This window comes from Propionivibrio sp. (assembly GCF_016790145.1).
Classification (GTDB): Bacteria; Pseudomonadota; Gammaproteobacteria; order Burkholderiales; family Rhodocyclaceae; genus Propionivibrio.
Genome location: NZ_JAEUOI010000009.1, coordinates 1 through 19,026, shown reverse-complemented (window position 1 = coordinate 19,026; position 19,026 = coordinate 1). Strand labels below are relative to the sequence as shown.

General features: G+C 59.2%; 22 protein-coding genes. 18 read left to right on the top strand and 4 right to left on the bottom strand.

Features of this window, described 5'->3' with window-relative positions:
* From JNM42_RS00745 to JNM42_RS00735, 3 genes are all read left to right on the top strand, one after another.
* On the top strand, positions 1–535 hold a 535-nt coding region (locus JNM42_RS00745), incomplete at its 5' end, for an ATP-binding protein (RefSeq protein ID WP_294264643.1).
* A 213-nt stretch (positions 536–748) separates the two neighbouring features.
* Positions 749–1,312 carry a permease gene (locus JNM42_RS00740; RefSeq protein ID WP_294264640.1) on the top strand — a complete coding sequence of 188 codons (564 nt, stop codon included), beginning with the start codon at positions 749–751 and terminating at the stop codon, positions 1,310–1,312.
* The gene (locus JNM42_RS00735; RefSeq protein ID WP_294264638.1) at positions 1,309–2,715 is read left to right on the top strand and encodes a sigma 54-interacting transcriptional regulator; all 1,407 of its coding nucleotides are present in this window, start codon (positions 1,309–1,311) and stop codon (positions 2,713–2,715) included. The genes JNM42_RS00740 and JNM42_RS00735 overlap by 4 nt, the downstream gene beginning before the upstream one ends.
* Before the next feature lie 95 nt (positions 2,716–2,810).
* Here the strand turns inward: JNM42_RS00735 and JNM42_RS00730 are convergent, their stop codons facing one another.
* Entirely contained in the window at positions 2,811–3,677 is an 867-nt protein-coding gene (locus tag JNM42_RS00730; protein WP_294264636.1) for a class I SAM-dependent methyltransferase, read from the bottom strand.
* 681 nt (positions 3,678–4,358) lie between these two features.
* Here JNM42_RS00730 and JNM42_RS00725 point away from each other — a divergent pair.
* The 12 genes from JNM42_RS00725 (at position 4,359) to JNM42_RS00670 (ending at position 14,370) form a co-directional block, all read left to right on the top strand.
* Entirely contained in the window at positions 4,359–5,339 is a 981-nt protein-coding gene (locus JNM42_RS00725; protein WP_294264634.1) for an MBL fold metallo-hydrolase, read from the top strand.
* Between the two features lie 80 nt (positions 5,340–5,419).
* Positions 5,420–5,971, top strand: coding sequence for a hypothetical protein (locus tag JNM42_RS00720; protein WP_294264631.1), 552 nt, complete (start codon positions 5,420–5,422; stop codon positions 5,969–5,971).
* A 100-nt stretch (positions 5,972–6,071) separates the two neighbouring features.
* Entirely contained in the window at positions 6,072–6,701 is a 630-nt protein-coding gene (locus JNM42_RS00715) for an NAD(P)-dependent oxidoreductase (RefSeq protein ID WP_294264629.1), read from the top strand.
* 529 nt (positions 6,702–7,230) lie between these two features.
* Entirely contained in the window at positions 7,231–7,740 is a 510-nt protein-coding gene (locus JNM42_RS00710; RefSeq protein ID WP_294264625.1) for a Na+/H+ antiporter subunit E, read from the top strand.
* Positions 7,737–8,024 carry a monovalent cation/H+ antiporter complex subunit F gene (locus tag JNM42_RS00705; RefSeq protein WP_294264622.1) on the top strand — a complete coding sequence of 96 codons (288 nt, stop codon included), beginning with the start codon at positions 7,737–7,739 and terminating at the stop codon, positions 8,022–8,024. Before JNM42_RS00710 ends, JNM42_RS00705 begins: the two co-directional genes overlap by 4 nt.
* Entirely contained in the window at positions 8,014–8,313 is a 300-nt protein-coding gene (locus JNM42_RS00700) for a monovalent cation/H(+) antiporter subunit G (protein WP_294264619.1), read from the top strand. The genes JNM42_RS00705 and JNM42_RS00700 overlap by 11 nt, the downstream gene beginning before the upstream one ends.
* Entirely contained in the window at positions 8,310–8,594 is a 285-nt protein-coding gene (locus tag JNM42_RS00695) for a hydrogenase subunit MbhD domain-containing protein (protein WP_294264616.1), read from the top strand. Before JNM42_RS00700 ends, JNM42_RS00695 begins: the two co-directional genes overlap by 4 nt.
* Entirely contained in the window at positions 8,591–9,325 is a 735-nt protein-coding gene (locus tag JNM42_RS00690) for an MnhB domain-containing protein (RefSeq protein WP_294264614.1), read from the top strand. The genes JNM42_RS00695 and JNM42_RS00690 overlap by 4 nt, the downstream gene beginning before the upstream one ends.
* Positions 9,322–9,639, top strand: coding sequence for a cation:proton antiporter subunit C (locus tag JNM42_RS00685; protein ID WP_294264611.1), 318 nt, complete (start codon positions 9,322–9,324; stop codon positions 9,637–9,639). The genes JNM42_RS00690 and JNM42_RS00685 overlap by 4 nt, the downstream gene beginning before the upstream one ends.
* On the top strand, positions 9,636–11,138 hold the full coding sequence (locus JNM42_RS00680) for a proton-conducting transporter membrane subunit (RefSeq protein WP_294264608.1): 1,503 nt from the start codon (positions 9,636–9,638) through the stop codon (positions 11,136–11,138). Before JNM42_RS00685 ends, JNM42_RS00680 begins: the two co-directional genes overlap by 4 nt.
* A complete protein-coding gene (locus JNM42_RS00675) occupies positions 11,135–12,631 on the top strand; it encodes a proton-conducting transporter membrane subunit (RefSeq protein ID WP_294264605.1) in 1,497 nt (498 codons plus the stop codon). The genes JNM42_RS00680 and JNM42_RS00675 overlap by 4 nt, the downstream gene beginning before the upstream one ends.
* Complete coding sequence (locus JNM42_RS00670; protein WP_294264602.1) at positions 12,628–14,370, top strand: proton-conducting transporter membrane subunit; 1,743 nt, start codon at positions 12,628–12,630, stop codon at positions 14,368–14,370. The genes JNM42_RS00675 and JNM42_RS00670 overlap by 4 nt, the downstream gene beginning before the upstream one ends.
* A gap of 199 nt (positions 14,371–14,569) precedes the next feature.
* On the opposite strand, the gene JNM42_RS00665 is transcribed toward JNM42_RS00670, so the two are convergent.
* From JNM42_RS00665 to JNM42_RS00655, 3 genes are all read right to left on the bottom strand, one after another.
* Entirely contained in the window at positions 14,570–15,670 is a 1,101-nt protein-coding gene (locus JNM42_RS00665) for a calcium/sodium antiporter (protein WP_294264599.1), read from the bottom strand.
* A gap of 431 nt (positions 15,671–16,101) precedes the next feature.
* Positions 16,102–16,302 carry a hypothetical protein gene (locus tag JNM42_RS00660; protein WP_294264594.1) on the bottom strand — a complete coding sequence of 67 codons (201 nt, stop codon included), beginning with the start codon at positions 16,300–16,302 and terminating at the stop codon, positions 16,102–16,104.
* 160 nt (positions 16,303–16,462) lie between these two features.
* Positions 16,463–16,819, bottom strand: a complete 357-nt coding sequence (locus JNM42_RS00655; protein WP_294264592.1) for a hypothetical protein — start codon at positions 16,817–16,819, stop codon at positions 16,463–16,465.
* On the opposite strand from JNM42_RS00655, the gene JNM42_RS00650 reads away from it, so the two are divergent.
* From JNM42_RS00650 to JNM42_RS00640, 3 genes are all read left to right on the top strand, one after another.
* Entirely contained in the window at positions 16,809–17,297 is a 489-nt protein-coding gene (locus tag JNM42_RS00650) for a phosphate-starvation-inducible PsiE family protein (protein WP_294264590.1), read from the top strand. The genes JNM42_RS00655 and JNM42_RS00650 overlap by 11 nt on opposite strands.
* 433 nt (positions 17,298–17,730) lie before the next feature.
* Positions 17,731–18,717, top strand: a complete 987-nt coding sequence (locus JNM42_RS00645; protein WP_294264588.1) for a TerC family protein — start codon at positions 17,731–17,733, stop codon at positions 18,715–18,717.
* An 18-nt stretch (positions 18,718–18,735) separates the two neighbouring features.
* A partial coding sequence (locus JNM42_RS00640; RefSeq protein WP_294264585.1) for an ion transporter occupies positions 18,736–19,026 on the top strand: 291 nt, incomplete at its 3' end.

Sequence of the window (19,026 nt, the reverse complement as noted above, 5' to 3'; positions counted from 1 at the left end):
GATGGCCTTGCAGCGACATATAGAAAGCCTGCTCCGGCTCAATGCCGCGGCCTTCGAGGCGCGCCGCCTGTGCTATCGGCCGCTGCCATTGAGAAAACTCCTGGCCGACGTGGTGCAGGGACGGGAGTTGCAGATTCAGGCGCGCCAACTGAGCGTTCTCGCCGATGCCCCGGCTATCACGCGCACACTCGACGGAGAAAAGCTGCTGGTGGCACTCGATAACCTGCTATCCAACGCCATCGATTTCAGCCCGGAAGGCGGGGTCATCCGGCTGCAGGCCGAGGTCGCTGACAACATCCTGCGCATCGCCTGCATCGACCAGGGGCCGGGCATTGCGGCAGAGGATGCCGAGCGTATTTTCGAGCCCTTTGTCCAGGGAGGACGTGCTTCTCCGACGCCACGTCAAGGCAGCGGCGTCGGCTTGTCGATTGTCCGTGAACTGATGACGGCAATGGGTGGGCGCGTGCTGCTGGTGCCCGGCAACTGGAACGCGAAGGGGGCAAATTTTCGCATTGAGGTACCCTGTGAGTCGTAGATTTTGTTTTGCTGTCGCCGCTGCGCCCTGGCGCCCTGGTGGCGACGTTTTCGTTTTTCGCGAAACGCTGAATAATCCGTCACCCCGGCGCACCCCAGGAATGTTTCCTTCGGGGCAGACGCAGGTGTTCAGTGCCTTGACTTTTCTGGATTCCGGCTTTTACCGGAATGACGAATTAACACTTTTTCAGCGGCTCCTGCTCGGGATGAATCCATGAAGTGGTATCGAATGCGCAGTGCCTGGCCGGGGCTGCCTGCCGCCGTCCTGCTCGCCGCCTGCGCCACCCCGCCGGCACCGGATGTGCCGCCACCACCGGCAGCACCGGCAGTCGAGGCCGAGGTCGATGCGAGTGCGATGTTGCCGCTGCTGTCCTACTTCCAGCGCCTGCATCGCATGTCAGCGCAGGAACTGGTGCGGGAACGCAATGTGCTTGCTGCTTTACCACCAAGCCCTGCGATCCAGGTTCGCCTGGCCATGCTATTGGGTCAGGTGCGCGGCCCGATGGATCTCTACCGGGCGTTGGCATTGCTAGAAACCGTGCTGAAATCCAGCGACCGGGCGGCGGCCAGCCTGCATCCGCTGGCGCGAACACTGGCCAGTCAATACCAGGAGCGGCTGAAACTCGAAATGCAGAACGAAAAACTTGTCCAGCAGTTGAAGGAAATCCAGCGCCGTAACGTCGAACTTCAGGAGAAGCTCGATGCCCTGGCCGATATCGAACGCTCGCTGCCGGTGCGCCCGACCGCCGGCGAGAACCTGCCCGGAGCACCGCGATGAAACCTGCGCTCAAACCCGGTCTGAAGTCCGACGCCGCTCACGTCCTGGTCATCGACGATGACCTCGATTTGCTGCGCCTGCTGTCGATGCGCCTGAATTCCTGGGGGTTCCGGGTGTCGACGGCGGCCTCCGCCGAGGAAGGCCTGGCGCGTATTGCCGTCGAAGCGCCGCAACTGGTGCTCAGCGATATCCGCCTGCCCGGCAAGGATGGACTGGCCCTGTTCGATGAAATCCGCTCGACCCGGCCGACCCTGCCGGTGATCCTGCTGACCGCGCACGGAACGATTCCCGACGCGGTGCAGGCCATGTCACGCGGCGTCTTCGGCTATCTGACCAAGCCTTTCGAGAGCAAGATCCTGCTTGAGAAGATTGAGCAGGCGCTGCAACTCTCCCCGCTAAGTGCCGGGCGGGAAACGGGGAATGGCGAAGCCTGGCGCGAGGGAATCGTCTTCCGCAGCAGTTGCATGGCGGAAGTGATGGAGGAAGCCCGGGTGGTTGCCGCGTCAGACGCCAGCGTCCTCATCCGCGGCGAAAGCGGAACCGGAAAGGAGGTCCTGGCGCGCGCCATCCACCGCGCCAGCCCGCGCGCCAGGGCACCATTCGTGGCCATCAACTGCGGGGCAATTCCCGAGCAACTGCTCGAGTCGGAACTCTTTGGCCACGCTCGCGGGGCGTTCACCGGTGCCGCCGGCGCACACGTCGGCCTCTTCCAGACCGCCGACGGAGGCACGCTGTTTCTCGACGAAATCGGCGACATGCCGCTGGCACTGCAAGTCAAGCTGTTGCGCGTGCTGCAGGATCGGGCCGTGCGGCCGGTCGGCGCCACCCGTGCCGAGCCGGTCGATGTGCGGGTACTTTCCGCCACCCACCGCGACCTCGAAGCTGCCATGGCCGAAGGCCTGTTTCGCGAGGATCTTTACTACCGCCTGGACGTCGTCACCCTGACCCTGCCGCGCCTCGACGAACGGCGCGAGGACATTCCGCTACTGGCCGCCTATTTTGTCCAGGAACTGGTCAGAAAATACAAGAAAGGAATCACCGGCATTGCCCCGGAAGCGCTCGAAGTACTGGCCAGCGCCGCCTGGCCGGGCAATGTTCGCCAGCTCTACAACGTGGTCGAGCAATCCTGCGCGCTGGCCACCACGCCGCTCATCTCGCTGACACTCATCCAGCGCGCCCTGCGCGTCCCGAGCATCGAGGCCTTGTCCTACGCCGAGGCGAAACAGCGCTTCGAACGCAACTATCTGGTGCAACTCCTCAAGCTGACCGACGGCAGCGTCGCCGACGCCGCCCGCATCGCCGAACGCAACCGCACCGAGTTCTATCGCCTGCTGCAGAAACACGAGCTCACGCCGGACATGTTCCGCAGCGTCCCCGACAGCACCGGGGTAGCCGATCGTTGAGCGGTGAGCGGATCTGCGTTTGTTGTTCTGCTTTTTGCCGGAAACAAGTTACGAAGAGCCGGCCTGTCATTGGCGGATTTCAATCGGCACTCAGCTCATCGCGTCGCATGGATCAGAATATCGTCTCCGCTGTTCGGATCTTTCCGAAGCCGGGCGATGGCTTTCTGTTGAAATCGCATGGCTTCCCACCTGATCTCGTCTCCAATCTCCAGGTCAACGGCGAACCTGCCGTTTCGAAGAATGGCGAGACTTCCGGCGGCGACCCTTGAAGCATTGGCTGCCGAGGTCCATGTGCGTATCTCTTTGAATCCCGCGCGGGACACCAGTTGTTCCATCGACTTCATGCTGAAAAGTTGCAGATGTCGCGGCACGTCCAGCGCCATCCACGCGGCACCAAAAGTCGCAAGGCCGAAGCTGGCGGCGTTCGAAGTTGCCATCGCGAGTATTCCGCCGGGCTTCAATAGGGTATGGCATTTGCGCAGCAATGATGCCGGGTCGGATACATGTTCGATGACATGATTCAACACAAGGGCATCGAATGACGAAGGAGGGAGCGACAGGTCCTCAAGTTTTCCGCAGTGGACAGGCACGCCATACTTATTACGGGCGTTTGAGGCCGCCTTTTCGTCAACATCCTGCCCGTCCACTACCCAGCCATGCCGCGTGAGCAACTGCAGGCGTTCTCCTCCTCCGCATCCGACTTCGAGAAGATGCCTTCCTTGACCAGCAGGCAAGTGAAGAAGCTTCAATTGTGCGCGTTCCGCTTTCTGACCGTAGAAGTGTTTGATGACACTGGTGGCCAGCCTGAACGCATGGTGCTTCAGTTGGCCGAAAGGGTGGGGGGCGTTATCGTCAATGGCCGCTGCATGTGTGTAATAGCTCGCATAGGCCTTGAACAACTCCTGTTCAATCGGGCGCGGATCAATCCATAACGACTGACAGTCATTGTTGGCACATTCCATCTCCCGCCAGGTTCCTTCCACGCAACAGAAGATTCGATCAGTCAGACCCTCAAAAAGAACGCGACCTGATGAGCCACAGAAGGGGCAGTTTTCCTGAGGCTCGCACTTGATAGCGGCCCCGGCATTCGGCTAGTTCATCACAGGAACACTCTCTTCCCTTCACGAGCTCGCATGTACCGGGCTGCACCGCTGCCATCATTTACAGTTTCAATCTATATGACGTGCTCCAAATGGCGGCAAGCTTCCCGCGCGTCACGACTCAGTCAAGGGAAAACTCCCTGAAGTCCGAACGCCCCGACTTGAATTTCATTGATGCTACTCTGTTAAGGATAGGCATTTCAACCGCATGAGTGGAGTATGAGTGGAGTATCTCTGACGGAAGAAAACTGGTCAATGCCGGTTTGCCTTGTTGCCCCGGTTAGGCCTGCGATATTTTCCTGCACTCACACCGGTAGGGCCGGACAATTTCCGGTGTCGCATCGTCAATCTGGCGCTGTCGTGATACCGAAGCAACTCAAAATCCAAATGGCAAGTAAAATGCTTCATGCCGGGAGCAAGGGGCGCACCCGACACGGTTCAACGAGGAAGCGAACGAGGAAGCTGCTTTTCTCCAGGCGAACCGTCACGCCAGGTTGCCCGCCATTGATCCACATCATCATTTTTCCAAAAGGAGTTCTACCCGTGACCAAACTCAATCAGCTTATTTTGGCCCTGGCGGGCGCTGCCCTGATGTTGCTCGCGCCTCTCGCCCAGGCCGAAGCACCGCAGGTCCAGACGCAAGTGCCCGGCTACTACCGCACCCAGCTTGGCCAGTTCGAGATTACCGCCCTGTACGATGGCGCGATCGAGCTGGACACAAAACTTCTGCGCAACACCAGCGCGGCTGAACTGCAAGGGCTGCTGTCCCGTCTGTTTGTAGGCAATCCGAAGATGCAGACGGCGGTCAACGCCTATCTGATCAACACCGGTAGCCATCTGGTGCTGGTCGATACCGGCGCCGCCAAACTGTTCGGCCCAGCGCTGGGTTATGTGCTGCAGAATATGAAAGCGTCGGGCTACGAGCCGGCGCAGGTCGATGCGGTCATCATCACCCATCTGCACGGCGACCATGTCGGGGGGCTGAATGATGCCAGCGGCCAGCCACTTTTCCCGAAGGCCAGAATTCTGGTGGCACAGGCGGATAACGACTTCTGGCTGTCGCAGAAGATCGCCGATGGCGCGCCGACAGAAGTTCAGCCTTTCTTCGAAATGGCGCGCGACAGCGCGGCGCCTTATCTGGCCAGCGGACAGTGGGACACCTTCAGCGAGGGAAGCGTACTGGTACCGGGCATTCAGGCGGTCAAGGCCAGCGGCCATACGCCGGGCCATACCGCCTTTGCCGTCGAGTCGGAAGGGCAGAAGTTGCTGATCTGGGGTGATCTGGTGCATGCCCACGCCGTGCAGTTTGCCCGGCCGGGCGTTTCCATTGAGTTCGACATCGACCAGAAACAGGCGATTGCCACCCGGCGCAGCATCATGAAAGCGATGGCGGCGAGCAAATCCCTGGTCGCCGGCATGCACTTGCCCTTTCCTGGAATCGGTCATGTGCGGGCGGACGGCAAGGGAAGTTACAGTTGGGTGCCGATCGAGTTTGCACCACTACCCAAGGCGGAAAAGCAATAATTCAGGAATTCTGGATCGGGAGTCGGTGGCGTCGGGTTACAGCTACGCTGCCCGACCCGGCCTGAAAGGCTGAAAATGCCATGCATGAAATCCTGAGCAAGCTTGATGGTGGCGACCGGCGTTCGATCGGTCGATCGAACGAGGTGGTCGCGGAAGTCCTTGCCGATCCCGGCTTGTTTGACGCTGTCTTTTCCGGATTGTTATCCGCAAGCCCGATTATTCGCATGCGTTCGGCTGATGCCATTGAAAAAATCAGCGCACGCCGTCCCGAGCATCTGCTACCTTACAAAAACCTGCTTGTCGAGCGGATTTCCCGCAGCGATCAAAAGGAGGTTCGCTGGCACGTGGCGCAGATGCTGCCCCGGATCGAGTGGACACGAGATGAGCGACAACAGGTGCTGGGAGTTCTTCTGGACTACCTGAATGACACCAGCAGCATCGTGAAAACCTTTGCCATGCAGGCGCTTGCCGATCTTGCCAGACAAGCGCCCGAAATGCGGCCTGCTGCACGGGTTCATTTGCGGGATCTCACCGTTCGCGGCACGCCGGCCATGAAGTCGCGCGGCCGCAAGCTGCTGGACGAGATGGAGAGCCCGAGTGAAGTCCCGGAGAATCCACCAGGCTTGTCGTAGCACAAGCCGTCTGCTGTATTTTGATAGACTGGCCAGCGGAGCGGAGCCGTCTTAAGCGCTCAAGTCGTAGCCAGGTATTGACCAACTAACAGGTGACCCCATGAAAATTGCTGTGATCGGCGCTTCTCGCGGAATTGGTTATGAACTGCTCAGACTGGCCCTGGCTGAAGGCCACGACGTCACGGCTTTGCTGCGCAACCCGGCCAGGCTGAAAATCACCGACTCGCGCCTGAAGCTCGTAGCTGGCGACATACTTGACCCGGCATCGACTGCGGCTGTTGTCGCCGGTCAGGACGCGATTTGCGTTTGCATCGGCGTTGCGCCAACCCTGCAGGCGGTCAATGTGTTTTCGCGCGGAATTGAATGTGTCTTGGCGGCAATGGGGCGGGATTCACGGCAAAAGCTGATCTCGGTTACCGGTATCGGCGCCGGTGACAGCAAAGGCCATGGCGGCTGTTTATACGATCGGCTGCTCAACCCGCTTTTTCTTGGAACCATTTACGCCGACAAGGACCGCCAGGAATCGATCATCAAAGCCAGCAATGCCGACTGGCTGATTGTGCGTCCGGGATTCCTGACCAACGGGCCCCGAACCGGACAATACCGGGTGATTGAAAACATGACCGGTGTTACGGCAGAAAAAATTTCGCGCCTCGATGTTGCCGACTTCATGCTGAAACAGTTGGTCGCGCCAACGTGCTTTGGGAAAACGCCCTTGCTCTGCTACTAGCGGGTTTAGACAATCATTTCGTGGCAACCCTTCGGGATGCTCATCGTGGGTTCCGTGATGTGATTGGCGACACCGCCATGAACACGCCGTTCGGTCGGGAAACCAAGCTGTTTTGTTTGATCTTCAAGCGTTCGACAAGCTCACGGCTCACCCCAAACGGATGAGCCCATAATTTCAAACGGGACGCTTATCACAGCCTTGAAGTGATGATTTAATTGTGTGCTATCACGCTAGATCATTCGAGGGTCAATCGCCGGGCGATCCCTTATCTTGCCCCAGTTGGAAAAATATTCCCCAAGCACAAGCTCTCGGCCAGAGGAAGCAGGAAGACGGCCGAGACTCAAAGTAAAATCGCAGAACAATTTTGTGCTATGACAGTCAAAGCGGCTCCAGCAACACCGCGTTGATGTAACAGAGCGGACACTTCTCATCATCCCTCAATTTACGCCACAGAATTTCTAATCCTGTCTTGAAAAAGTAGTTGGAAGTCATGTCATTGCCATGCACACCCACTGACCAACCGAGTCTTGTGCCGCGTAAGCAAACTGCCGGCGAGGCTTTGCTATGGATAATCACGCTTGGCCTGCTGTGGACAGCCATCAATCCCGGCGACCTCCATTCCTGGCTGGTCGGCATTCCTGTTGTGGCCTTGGCGAGCGCCGCAGCGTTGCGCTTGCACAGCCCGGTGCCGCGACGGTACAGCCTGCTCGGCGCAATGCGCCTTGCGACATTCTTCGTCGCCCAATCCTTTCGTGGTGGCTGGGACGTCGCCAAACGCGCGCTCTCACCGGCAATGCCGCTGAATCCGGCAATGCTCAATTATCCACTGCGCTTGCGCGATGAATTGGCGCAGGTGCTTCTGGTCAACCTGAACAGCTTGTTGCCCGGAACGCTTTCTGCCGATTTGGCGAATGGTGTCGTTACCATTCACGTACTGGATGCCGGCCCGGAGACCTTCGCCGACATGCAAACCCTCGAAGAGCGGGTGGCTGGCTTGTTTTCCATCCCGTTGGGCACGGAAAAGGACATACGCGCATGAATGAATTCAACCTCGCGATGTGCGTACTGCTCCTGCTGATGATCGTCGCGGGATTAGTGCGCATCCTGAACGGGCCAACTCCAGGCGACCGCATGCTGGCTGCGCAACTGTTCGGTACAAGCGGAGTGGCTGTAGTGCTCTTGTTCGCTTTTGCCATGGACATTCCGCGCCTGCTTGATCTGGCTCTGGTGTTTGCGGTCCTGGCGGCGGTCGTCGGCGTCGCATTTGCACTGCGCGGCTGGGTCGAACCTGGGTCAAACCGGGAGGATCGAAGTGAACCTTAGCGAATCGATATCCGCCGTGCTGATTCTTGGTGGGATGTTCTTCTTTGTGGCCGGAACCGTCGGCTTGCTCAGGTTTCCGGATTTCTTCACCCGCCTGCACGCGCTGACCAAAGCGGACAATCTCGGTCTCGGCCTGGTCATCGCCGGTCTGGCTGTGCAGGCCAGTTCGTGGGCGGACGTGACACGGCTGGTACTGATCTGGCTACTGGTACTGGGCGCCAGCGCAACCTTGTGCTTCCTTGTCGCCCGCACCGCGCTGCGCCACGGGCAGAAACCTTGGACGAAATGATGAACTCACTGCAAACGGTGTTCGACCTGGTGTTGGTGCTGGCGCTGCTCTGGCTGGCGTGGCACGCTTTGGCGGCAGCGGATTTGTTCAAGGGCATCGTGCTGTTCATTGCGTTTGGCTTGCTCATGGCCCTCGCCTGGATGCGGCTGCGTGCGCCTGACATCGCGTTGGCGGAAGCGGCCGTCGGTTCCGGCATCACCGGTGCGCTGCTGCTGTCGGGACTGGCGCGCCTACGTCGCCTTGAGCGGAGTGCTCAGCCGCACATCGGAAGGGAACCATGAACGCTCCCGATGGAATCACCGATGACACCCGGCTCACTCCATTGCGGCTGATAATCATGCTGTTCGTGCTGACGTTGGCTGGCGCGCTCGGTTGGGCCGTCTGCTCGCTGCCGGAATATTCCTCCGGTCTTGCCGTAACGGCGCTTGCCGAATTGTCGAACAGCGGCGTCCTCAATCCCGTCACGGCGGCGGTATTGAACTACCGCGGTTACGACACGCTGCTGGAGATCGCCGTTCTCCTGCTCGCGGTGATTGGTGTCTGGTCCTTGGCGCAAGCGGAGCCGCCAGCGGCGTTTGAGCCTGCGAGTCCTGTCTTGCTCTCTTTCATGAGAATTGTTTTGCCGCTGATGATACTCATCGCGGGTTACTTGCTTTGGATTGGCTCCTTCGCGCCTGGCGGTGCGTTTCAAGGGGGTGCGGTGCTGGCTGGCGTTCTTGTCTTGTTGCGTTTGTCCAATCAAGACTTCGCGATCTGGTCGCACGAGGTTTGGCTCCGCTTTTGCCTGGTGCTGGGTTTGTCCGTCTTCATCGCGGTCGCTGTCGGCGTGATGGCTGGTGGTGGCAAACTGCTCGAATACCCGCGCGCCCACGCCGGCATGCTCATCCTGCTCATTGAATCCGCCGCGCTCATCTCCATCGCCCTGACGCTGGCCGCTCTGTTCGTCGGCGGCCGAGCGCTCAGCGATGAAGATTCGAGCAGTGCATCTGAAAATGGCGTGCAGCCCAAATGACTCTCGAACCTTACCTGCTCTACGCGCTCGCTGGCGTCGGTCTGTTCGCCATCGGCCTTTACGCCCTCATCGCCCGCACGCACTTGCTGAGAAAAATTCTGGCACTGAATGTCATGGGCACCGGTGTTTTTCTGTTCCTCGTCGCCATCGCGTATCGCTCAGAGCCCGTAGCCGACCCAGTTCCACAAGCCATGGTGTTGACCGGCATCGTCGTTTCCGTGTGTGCGACCGGCCTGGCGCTGGCATTGGCGCACCGCGTACAGACGACGACGGGCAGGATGGTACTGCCGGAAAATGACGAGTCTGGCGCATGACACTATGGAACACTGCCCCGTGGCTCGTCTGGTGTATTGTGCTGCCGCTGAGCGCGGGAATCCTAACCTTTCTTTTCCGGCGGGCTGCGCCCTGGATCGGTATCGCGTCGGCACTCGGCAGCGCCATCGCGGTGGCCGGTCTGGCGGCGCAGGTGATGCACTCAGGTCCCCTGCGTTACTCGGTCGGGGGCTGGGGCGTGCCACTCGGTATCGACTTGCGTGCGGATGGCTTGAGTGTCCTGATGCTGGTGATGAGCGCAGTCATCGCTGTGGCAGTGAGCGTCTATGCGGCCTGCTACTTTTCAGATACGGACGCGGCGGATAAGCACGCCGCCCAGGCTCACCAGCGCGCCTATTTCTGGCCGCTCTGGATGTTTCTGCTGGCGGGTCTGAACGGGCTTTTTCTCGCAGCGGATATTTTCCATCTTTACGTCACGCTGGAATTGCTTGGCTTCGCTGCCGTCTCGCTGGCAGCGCTTGCGGGCAAACGCGCCGCTGTTGTCGCGGCAATGCGCTATTTGCTGGTGAGCTTGTCGGGTTCGCTCTTTTTCCTGTTTGGCGTGGCCATTCTTTACGCGGCTTATGCCACTGTGGATCTGACAGCATTAGCCGGGAAGGTGCAGCCCGGCCCGCTGGCCTGGTCGGCACTGGCCTTGATGGCGGCTGGACTGTTGATCAAGGGCGCGGTGTTCCCGCTGCATTTCTGGCTGCCCCCGGCACATGCCAACGCGCCTACGCCGGTGAGCGCGCTGCTCTCCGCGCTGGTGGTCAAGGCCTCGTTCTACATCCTCCTGCGGCTCTGGTTCGAACTGTTCAGCGCGGTAGTGACTCCCGCTACGGCGACCTTCCTTGGTCTGCTCGGTGCCGGGGCGATTCTGTGGGGTTCGGCGCAAGCACTGCATCAGCCTCGACTCAAGCTGCTCGTCGCTTATTCCACCGTTGCGCAGCTCGGCTACCTGATGCTGGTCTTTCCGCTCACGCAGAATGCCGGCTCGGCGTTGACTGCCTGGAGCGCTTGCGTTTACTTCGTGCTGGCTCATGCCTGCGCGAAGACGGCCATGTTCCTGGCTGCGGGCAACATCGCCCATGCGGCTGGGCACGACCGCATTGCCGACCTGGACGGTATCACGCAGGCGCTACCGCTATCGGTGGCGGCATTTGCCCTGGCCGGCATCAGCCTCATCGGTTTGCCGCCGAGCGGTGGATTCATCGCAAAATGGATGTTGTTACAGGCGGCCATCGGCAGCGGAGAGTGGGGTTGGGCAACGCTCATCCTGGCCGGCAGCCTGCTCGCGGTGGCTTATGTGTTGCGCGTACTCTGGCATGCCTTCACGCAAGTTGAGGTAGCGCGCCCCTTGCATCGCGTGCCGCGCACGATGGAATGGTCAGCGCTTGCACTGTCGCTGCTGGCCGTGCTGCTGGGACTGATGGCCGCCCGCCCGGTGGAATTGCTGCGCACCGGTGCGCCCGCGTCAATTCATGCACCAGGTCAAACATGAATCTCGACCACTGGCTGCTGGTTTTCATTCTGCTCAGCTCCTTTGTGACCGGGCTGATCATTTTCTTTCTCAAGGAGGAAGCGCACCGCCTGCGTACGCTGCTCAATCTCTTTGGTGCGCTGCTGAAAGTGATTCTCGTCGGCGTGATGATTGCCGGCGTGCAGTCCAATCACGTCTATGAGTCACGGCTCGAACTGTTGCCCGGTCTCGACCTGGTGTTACGCGCCGACGCCATGTCCGCACTTTTCGCCACGCTGTCGTCGGTGCTCTGGCTGGTCACCACGCTCTATGCTGTCGGCTATCTGGAAGGTGAGCCGCACCGCAGTCGCTTCTTCGGATTCTTCAGCATCTGCGTCAGCGCCACAACCGGCGTCGCGCTGGCCGGCAACCTGATTACCTTCCTCATCTTCTACGAACTTCTAACACTGTCCACCTACCCTCTTGTCGTGCATCGCGGAACGGAACAGTCGCTGCGGGCCGGGCGCACTTATCTCATCTACACATTGAGTGGTGGCGCGCTATTGCTCCTGGCTACAGTCTGGTTGCACACGCTGGCGGGCCCGCTAGAGTTCTCGCTCGGCGGAGCACTGGCGCAGGTTGCGACGCAACACCGGAGCGAGTTGATCGCCATCTTCGCGCTGCTCATTACCGGGCTTGGCGTGAAGGCCGCACTGTTCCCGCTGCACGGCTGGCTACCCCAAGCGATGGTCGCTCCCGCGCCGGTCAGCGCGCTGTTACATGCGGTGGCGGTGGTGAAGGCCGGTGCCTTCGGCATCGTGCGCGTGGTGTATGACCTCTACGGCGTGCACACGGCGCAAGACCTCGGCGTGCTCGCACCGCTGGCCGGCGTCGCGGCATTCACCATTATTTATGGCTCCGTACGCGCCTTGTTTCAGGATGACCTCAAGCGACGGCTGGCCTTTTCCACCGTCAGCCAGGTGTCCTACATCGCGCTTGGCACGGCGCTGTTCGGGTATCTTTCGACGATTGGCGGCCTCACGCATCTCGTTCATCAGGGCATCATGAAAATCACCCTGTTCTTCTGCGCCGGAATATTCGCTCACACCCTCGGTGTGCACAAAGTCAGCGAGATGACAGGGCTCGGCCTGAGGATGCCTTGGAGCATGACGGCGTTTACCATCGCCGCGCTGGGCATGATCGGCGTGCCTCCGTTCGCCGGGTTTATCAGCAAATGGTACATCGGCCTTGGCGCGGTGAGCTCAGACAGTTATTGGGCGGTGGTTGTTCTCGCCGCCAGTAGCGCGCTCAATGCCGCCTACTTCCTGCCCATTCTGCATGCTGCCTGGTTCAAGCAACGGCAGGATCCATGGCCTGCCGATCATGCGCACGGCGCCGGGGAAGGCCACTGGATGCTGCTGGCCCCGCCGCTGGCTACGGCAGCGCTGGTGGTGGCGGTAGGCGTGCTGGCCAACGCGCCGTTTAGTCCGCTCGACTGGGTGCGGTACATCACCGAAATCGAATACGGCAAATGAACTTTCCTGACTTCAATGCCGCTCTCCTGCTTGGCGCCATCGCTCTGCCACTCCTGCTGGCAGCAGGAATGGCGCAACGCGGCTGGCGTTCATGCTTGCTGCGGCTGGCACCGTGGGCGGCCTTGCCGGCACTCCTCGTCATGTTTGTGGTGCCTCAGGGCGCCGCAGCTTCTTTTTCCTGGCTCTTCCTGGGTAGCCACCTGGGCTTCGACCAGACTGGCTACATCTATCTTCTGTTTACCTCCACGCTGTGGCTGTTGTCAGGTCTGTTTGCGCAAACTTATCTGGTCGATGACCCGAAGCGCTCGCGCTTTTTCGCTTTTTACCTGCTGGCCATGGCCGGCAACTTCGGGCTGATTCTCGCGCAGGACCTGGTGACGTTTTACGTGTTCTTTTCGCTGATGAGTTTTTCGTCCTACGTGCTGGTCATTCACAATGGCGAAAACGAATCGCTCCGCGCCGGCCGCATTTATCTCTGCCTCGTCGTGCTCGGTGAATTGATGCTCTTTGCAGCGATGGTGACGATGGCAACGAACGCCAACTCCATTCTGCTGCGCGACGCCATCGCCGAGCCGATGAGCGACGTGACGCTGGCCTTGCTGCTTCTTGGCTTTGGCATCAAGGCCGGTGCATTGCCCTTACACGTCTGGCTGCCGCTGGCACATCCTGCCGCACCGGTACCCGCGAGCGCGGTATTGAGCGGCGCGATGATTAAAGCCGGTCTGCTCGGCTGGATTCGTTTCCTCCCACTAGGCCTGGAAGCGTTTCCGCAATGGGGCGCACTCGTCATGGGTGCAGGGCTGGCAGCAGCATTTTTCGGCGCACTGGTCGGTGTAACACAAACGAATCCCAAAACCGTGCTTGCCTATTCGAGTATCAGTCAGATGGGGTTGATCACGATCGCTGTCGGCGTCGTGTTGATGGTGCCCTCGCTGTGGCCGACCGTCTTGACGGCGATCCTGATTTACGCGTTGCACCACGCGCTGGCCAAAGGCGCGCTGTTTCTCGGCGTCGGCGTGGCCAGCCATGCCGCAACCCGGGCACAGCGCTTGTGGCTATTCGTCGGCATGTTGGTGCCCGCATTGGCGCTCATCGGCGCGCCATTCACCAGCGGGGCCATCGCGAAAACGGCGTTGAAGGCCGACTTCACTTCACTCCCGGCGCCCTGGGCAGACTTGCTGCAGATCGCGCTGCCACTCGCCGCTATCGGCACAACACTGCTGATGGCGCGCTTCCTCTGGCTGCTATGGTCGAAGCCCTCCGCACAGGGTCACTCGCGTTATGGCCTGTGGATTGCGTGGGCATTGCTGCTCGTCGCCGTAGCCCTTGTCGCCTGGGTCCTGCCCATTGCTAACTTCAGCGGCCACGAAGCCCTGAAGATTGACAAAATCTGGGCGGGCTTATGGCCTCTCGCCCTCGGTATCATGGCGGCGTGGGTGGCGCTTGAACGTTCAGGTAGGAATGGAGGTATTGGCTACCCCAGAATACCAGCGGGTGATTGGCTCGCGCTGCTCGCCTGGGCAGCCCCATACGCGACGCGGATCGGTCGGAATCTACCCAATGATCGCCTGATCGTATTCTGGAAGGTAACAGCAGCCTCATCGCTTCGAGCTCTACTGCGTCTGGGTTCCGCGCTACGCTGGTCGCGCATGGAAGACTACCTGAGGAGTTGGAGCGCGGCAGGCATGGCCCTTCTCTGCATCACCGTCATTCTCTACCTGCTCGCTTCTGCTTCGTAGCGGGGGCATTTATCATGACCAGGCGCCTGCGGCTCTTCGGGCTCGAAGCAAATTGCTTTGTGCATACGTAAAGAGCATGGGATTTAACACTCCTCCTCTTGGATCAATCCTTGTTATTCCCGTAGAGAGTAGAATCCGGTCTGCATAAAACTCAGGCGCGGTGAGCCATTGAGAGAATGCCGCACCAGCAGGATAACACTCATGATTTCTTGTCGATCATCTCGTTACGCGGCGTGCGCCACTCACGCCACACCAATACCAGAAGGGTGAGGGCCGTCAGGGGCAGCACCACCGTAGTCATGACGAAGCCGAAGCTGGCCAGCAGATCATGGCGCTGCACGGCGAGCACAAGATAGGCGGTGTAGGCCATGTAATAAGCGAGGAACACAGCTCCCTCCCAGCGCGCAATCAGATGGCCGGTAAAGAAGATCGGAAGGCATGCGCCCGCCACAGCGATCATGACAGGCAAATCGAAACTCAACATGGACTGCGGCACGGCCAGGCTTTCAGGTGCCACCAGACCCGACAGCCCAAGCACGCCGAGGATGTTGAACGTGTTGCTGCCCACCACGTTACCCACCGCGATGTCGCGCTCGCCACGCAAGGCGGCGACGAGCGAGGTGGCCACTTCCGGCATCGAGGTACCAGCCGCGACGATGGTGAGTCCGATCACCAACTCACTCACGCCGAGTTGCTTGGCGAAGGTGATCGCCGCACCAACGAGCCAGTCCGCGCCCAACACCAGCAACGCAAGACCAGCAGCAATCAGCGCCACCTGTACGCCCCAGTGCTGACCCTTGTCAGTCTTGACCTCGCCGATCTGCTGCGCGTATTCGGCCTTGATGGACTGGCTCTCCCTGCGGCTCTGGCGGATGAGGAAAACTGTATAGGCCAAAAGCAGGGCGAAGAGCAGCGCCCCGTCGAAGCGCGAAATGCCTCCGTCCCAAGCCAGCGCGAACAACAACAAGGACGCACCGATCATGATCGGCACTTCTTGCCGGATCAGCTGGCTGGCGACCAGCAGCGGCGTGATCAGGGCGGATACGCCGAGGATGAACAGCACATTGAAGATGTTGCTGCCCACCACGTTACCCAAAGCGATGTCTACCTGGCCGCTCCAGGCCGATTGCACCGAAACCGCCAGTTCCGGCGCACTGGTGCCGAAGGCGACCACCGTCAGCCCGACAACCAGCGGCGAAATGCCAAAAGACAGCGCGAGCTTCGAAGCACCTCGCACCAGCAGTTCGGCGCCCGCTACCAGTGCCAGAAGACCGAGAATGAAGAAAAGCAAAGGTGTCATGGTAATTGGCTCAGTTGGTATTGCACATTAATGGTACGAACTCTCGTTCATCATCTGACAAGATCGCCTTAATGACATTCCAGGGCAGGCCAAGGTTCAATCGAGCAGGTCTCAGTGTTGCCTGTGGGCAGAAAATTCGTAGCATTATAGTGCTTTGGCTAAAGCATTCGATCCCCTTGGCTCCCATTCTCTCCCAACGATGACCAGCCGGAATGATTGGCCTTGAACCCCGAATGCAAGCTTTCGTCGACGGATGCGTCGGCCACCTCAAGCACGACAAAAAAGTGCTTGGCGCAACTCTTACGCGACCATCTTTTTCGCCCCTTCGGAAACACCGGCTTGAAGGAAGTCGGGGACACCTGTGGAAATCGCTTCAAGAAGGATGGCTACGGCATCGCCTTCGCCAATTCGATAACACCGTTTTAGTTCGATCACGAACAGGCCAAGCGCACTACCGCAGACCTGCTGGCCACACTCCACAAGCATCTGGTTGCTCTGGCCCCAACGCTAGCCACGCCCAGCACGTTGCCCTGCATGGGCTGAGGTGCCAGTTCGCAGGAGACATCGGCCTGCTGGACAACGAGATCTTCGTCCGACTGGTCGACGACGGTGACTTGCCTGAGAAGTGCCATCAGTGTTTGGTGCTATGCGCTTCGCTTGGTGCCCTCTTCCCGGCTGTGGTTCGAGAAGTTCCTTTGCGATCTTTATGGTGATACGATGATGTTCGTTGCACTGTTCAAGTTTGAGAATGATTTTGCTGAGCAGGGCCAGCACTACGCGCTGACATTGGCTTCACAATCTTGTTTCTGTTTCAGTTTTTTCGACTTCAAGTCCCGCGCAGTTCAAGGCAACGCCTTCAATGCCCCCTCCTTCGCCATTGGCAAACGCTGGCATGACCTGACTGCCGTGCTGGCTCTGCATGTTCTGATAGTGCATTGGATTCCGGTGCACACTGTTCGATACCTTAGACCTTGCGTTGAAAGACTGGGATCTTGCAATAGCGCTTGCCGCATCGCTGCCGTTACTGGATAAATCGCGCGAGCTATTGCCATTGCTGCCCAGGATTAAACACTGATCAGCAATGGGTTGGGCAGATAACTTGCCCATCCTGAATTGAAGGTTTTCAGAGGATGAAAGAATGAAAGACAATGAAACAGGCTTCAAGCCGACACAGCAAGACGTTTTCGACGAACCCCTTGTCCGTCGCCTGCGCGCTAGCATCCGCCACGCCGCCCGGGTACTGGCCGTGCTGATGGTGATGGTGATCTGGTGGGGTGTGGCCGACGTTGTTTATGTACTTTATAGCCGCGTCAGTAAACACCCTTACTACCTGCTTGAGATCAGTGACATTCTCGCCGTCTTCGGGGCGTTCATGGCTGTATTGATTGCGATAGAAGTATTTGTGAATATCGTCAGTTACCTCCAAGAAGACGCATTGCATATAGACATCGTGTTGGCGACAGCCTACATGGCGGTTCTGCGAAAGATCATCATTCTCGATTACAAGGAGGTAAGCCCGGACTATGTTTACGCAACGGCAGCGCTCGCTCTGGCGCTGGCGATCGGCTACTGGCTGACTAAAACGTCGCATCGAGAACGAGCTTCCAACTTAAAACCCAACTCCTAGCGGGTATGACTTTGTCATGCACTCCGAGTAAAACAAGCCATGCCCGTTTCCCTCCCCCTAACCCATCTCGCAACGGGCGAGGGGTGATTTGAGGATCGTTTGCGGACATTGGCTTCCGGTCATCATTCCTTCATGCCGGCCATCACTGTATAGTTGACTAATTCGTTCAGGTTTATTAAAGTGATTCCGTCCCAAGGGGGAGTAGCTCTTCGCCGTGGCGTCGTCAATACGGAAATTCCTGTGTTTTCAGGGTTTCCCGGCGCCCCGGGCGGTTGTCGCAAGACAGCCGCGAGCAAGACCTTTGCCGCGTTGGCTGAGGTTCCCTTGTCAGAACACCGAACGGCCCTCAGTCCTCGCTGGACAAGGGCCGTTTTGATTTGTCGGGTTGGCCGGCAGTCAATGCATTTTTCGTTCTGTCAGGGAGCATTTTTAAATGGAAACAATCGGTACGTGGTGGATGTGGGCGGGATTCTTCTCCATCGTCGTTATCATGCTGGCGATCGACCTTTTCGTGGTCGGCGGCGGCAAGGAGCATCGGGTCTCGTTCAGGGAAGCTGCGACCTGGTCCGGAATCTGGGTCGGCGTTTCGTTTGCTTTCGCCGGTGCACTGTGGTGGTATCTCGATGGCGAAATGGGCCGCGAGTTCGCCAACCAGAAAGCGCTCGAATACATCACCGGCTACCTGATCGAAAAATCGCTGGCGGTCGATAATGTCTTCGTCTGGATGATTCTCTTCAGTTTCTTCGCCATCCCGCTCGAGATGCAGAAGCGCGTGCTGATTCTCGGCGTCCTCGGCGCCATTGTCATGCGCACGCTCATGATCTTCGCCGGCGTCTGGCTGATCGCCCAGTTTCACTGGCTGCTCTATGTCTTCGGCGCCTTCCTGCTGATTACCGGCATCAAGATGTGGTGGTTCGCCGACGAGAAGCCCGACCTCAACAACAACCCGGCGATCAACTGGCTGCGCCGGCACATGAAAGTGACCCAGGAACTGCACGGCGAGCGCTTCTTCGTCATGAAGGAAGAGGCCGGGAAATGGGTACGCTACGCGACGCCGCTGTTCCTGGTGCTGATACTGGTCGAGATATCCGACCTGATCTTCGCCGTCGACTCGATCCCGGCGATCTTTGCCATCACCACGGATCCCTTCATCGTTCTGACGTCGAACATTTTCGCCATCCTCGGCCTGCGCGCGATGTACTTCCTGCTCGCCGACATGGGGGATCGCTTTTCGCTGCTCAAGTATGGCCTGGCCATCGTGCTGATGTTCATCGGCGTCAAGATGTTGCTGATCGACCTGTTCAAGATCCCGGTGCTGTTCTCGCTTGGTGTGGTTGCGGCGATCATTGCCACGTCGATTGCCCTCTCGCTGCGCAATGAGGCACGCCAGCGACGCTCAGCAACACGGCCCGACGCCTAGAAGCGCAGAGCAATAATCATGGAAAACAAGATGTCATACACCCAGCGCAACTTCCCCGGCCTCGCAACCTGGCTCGAAACGCCGCTCGTCCAGCGTAGCCTGATCGCGCTGATTCTGCTCAATGCGGTGATTCTCGGGCTGGAAACCAGCCCTTCTCTGATGGCCGATTGGGGCCCCTGGCTGATCGCCGCCGACCGGGCAATCCTCGCCGTCTTTGTCGTCGAAATCGCCTTGCGTCTCGTTGTGCATCGTTTCAATTACTTCCGTGACCCGTGGAATGTTTTCGACTTCACGGTAGTCGCCATTGCC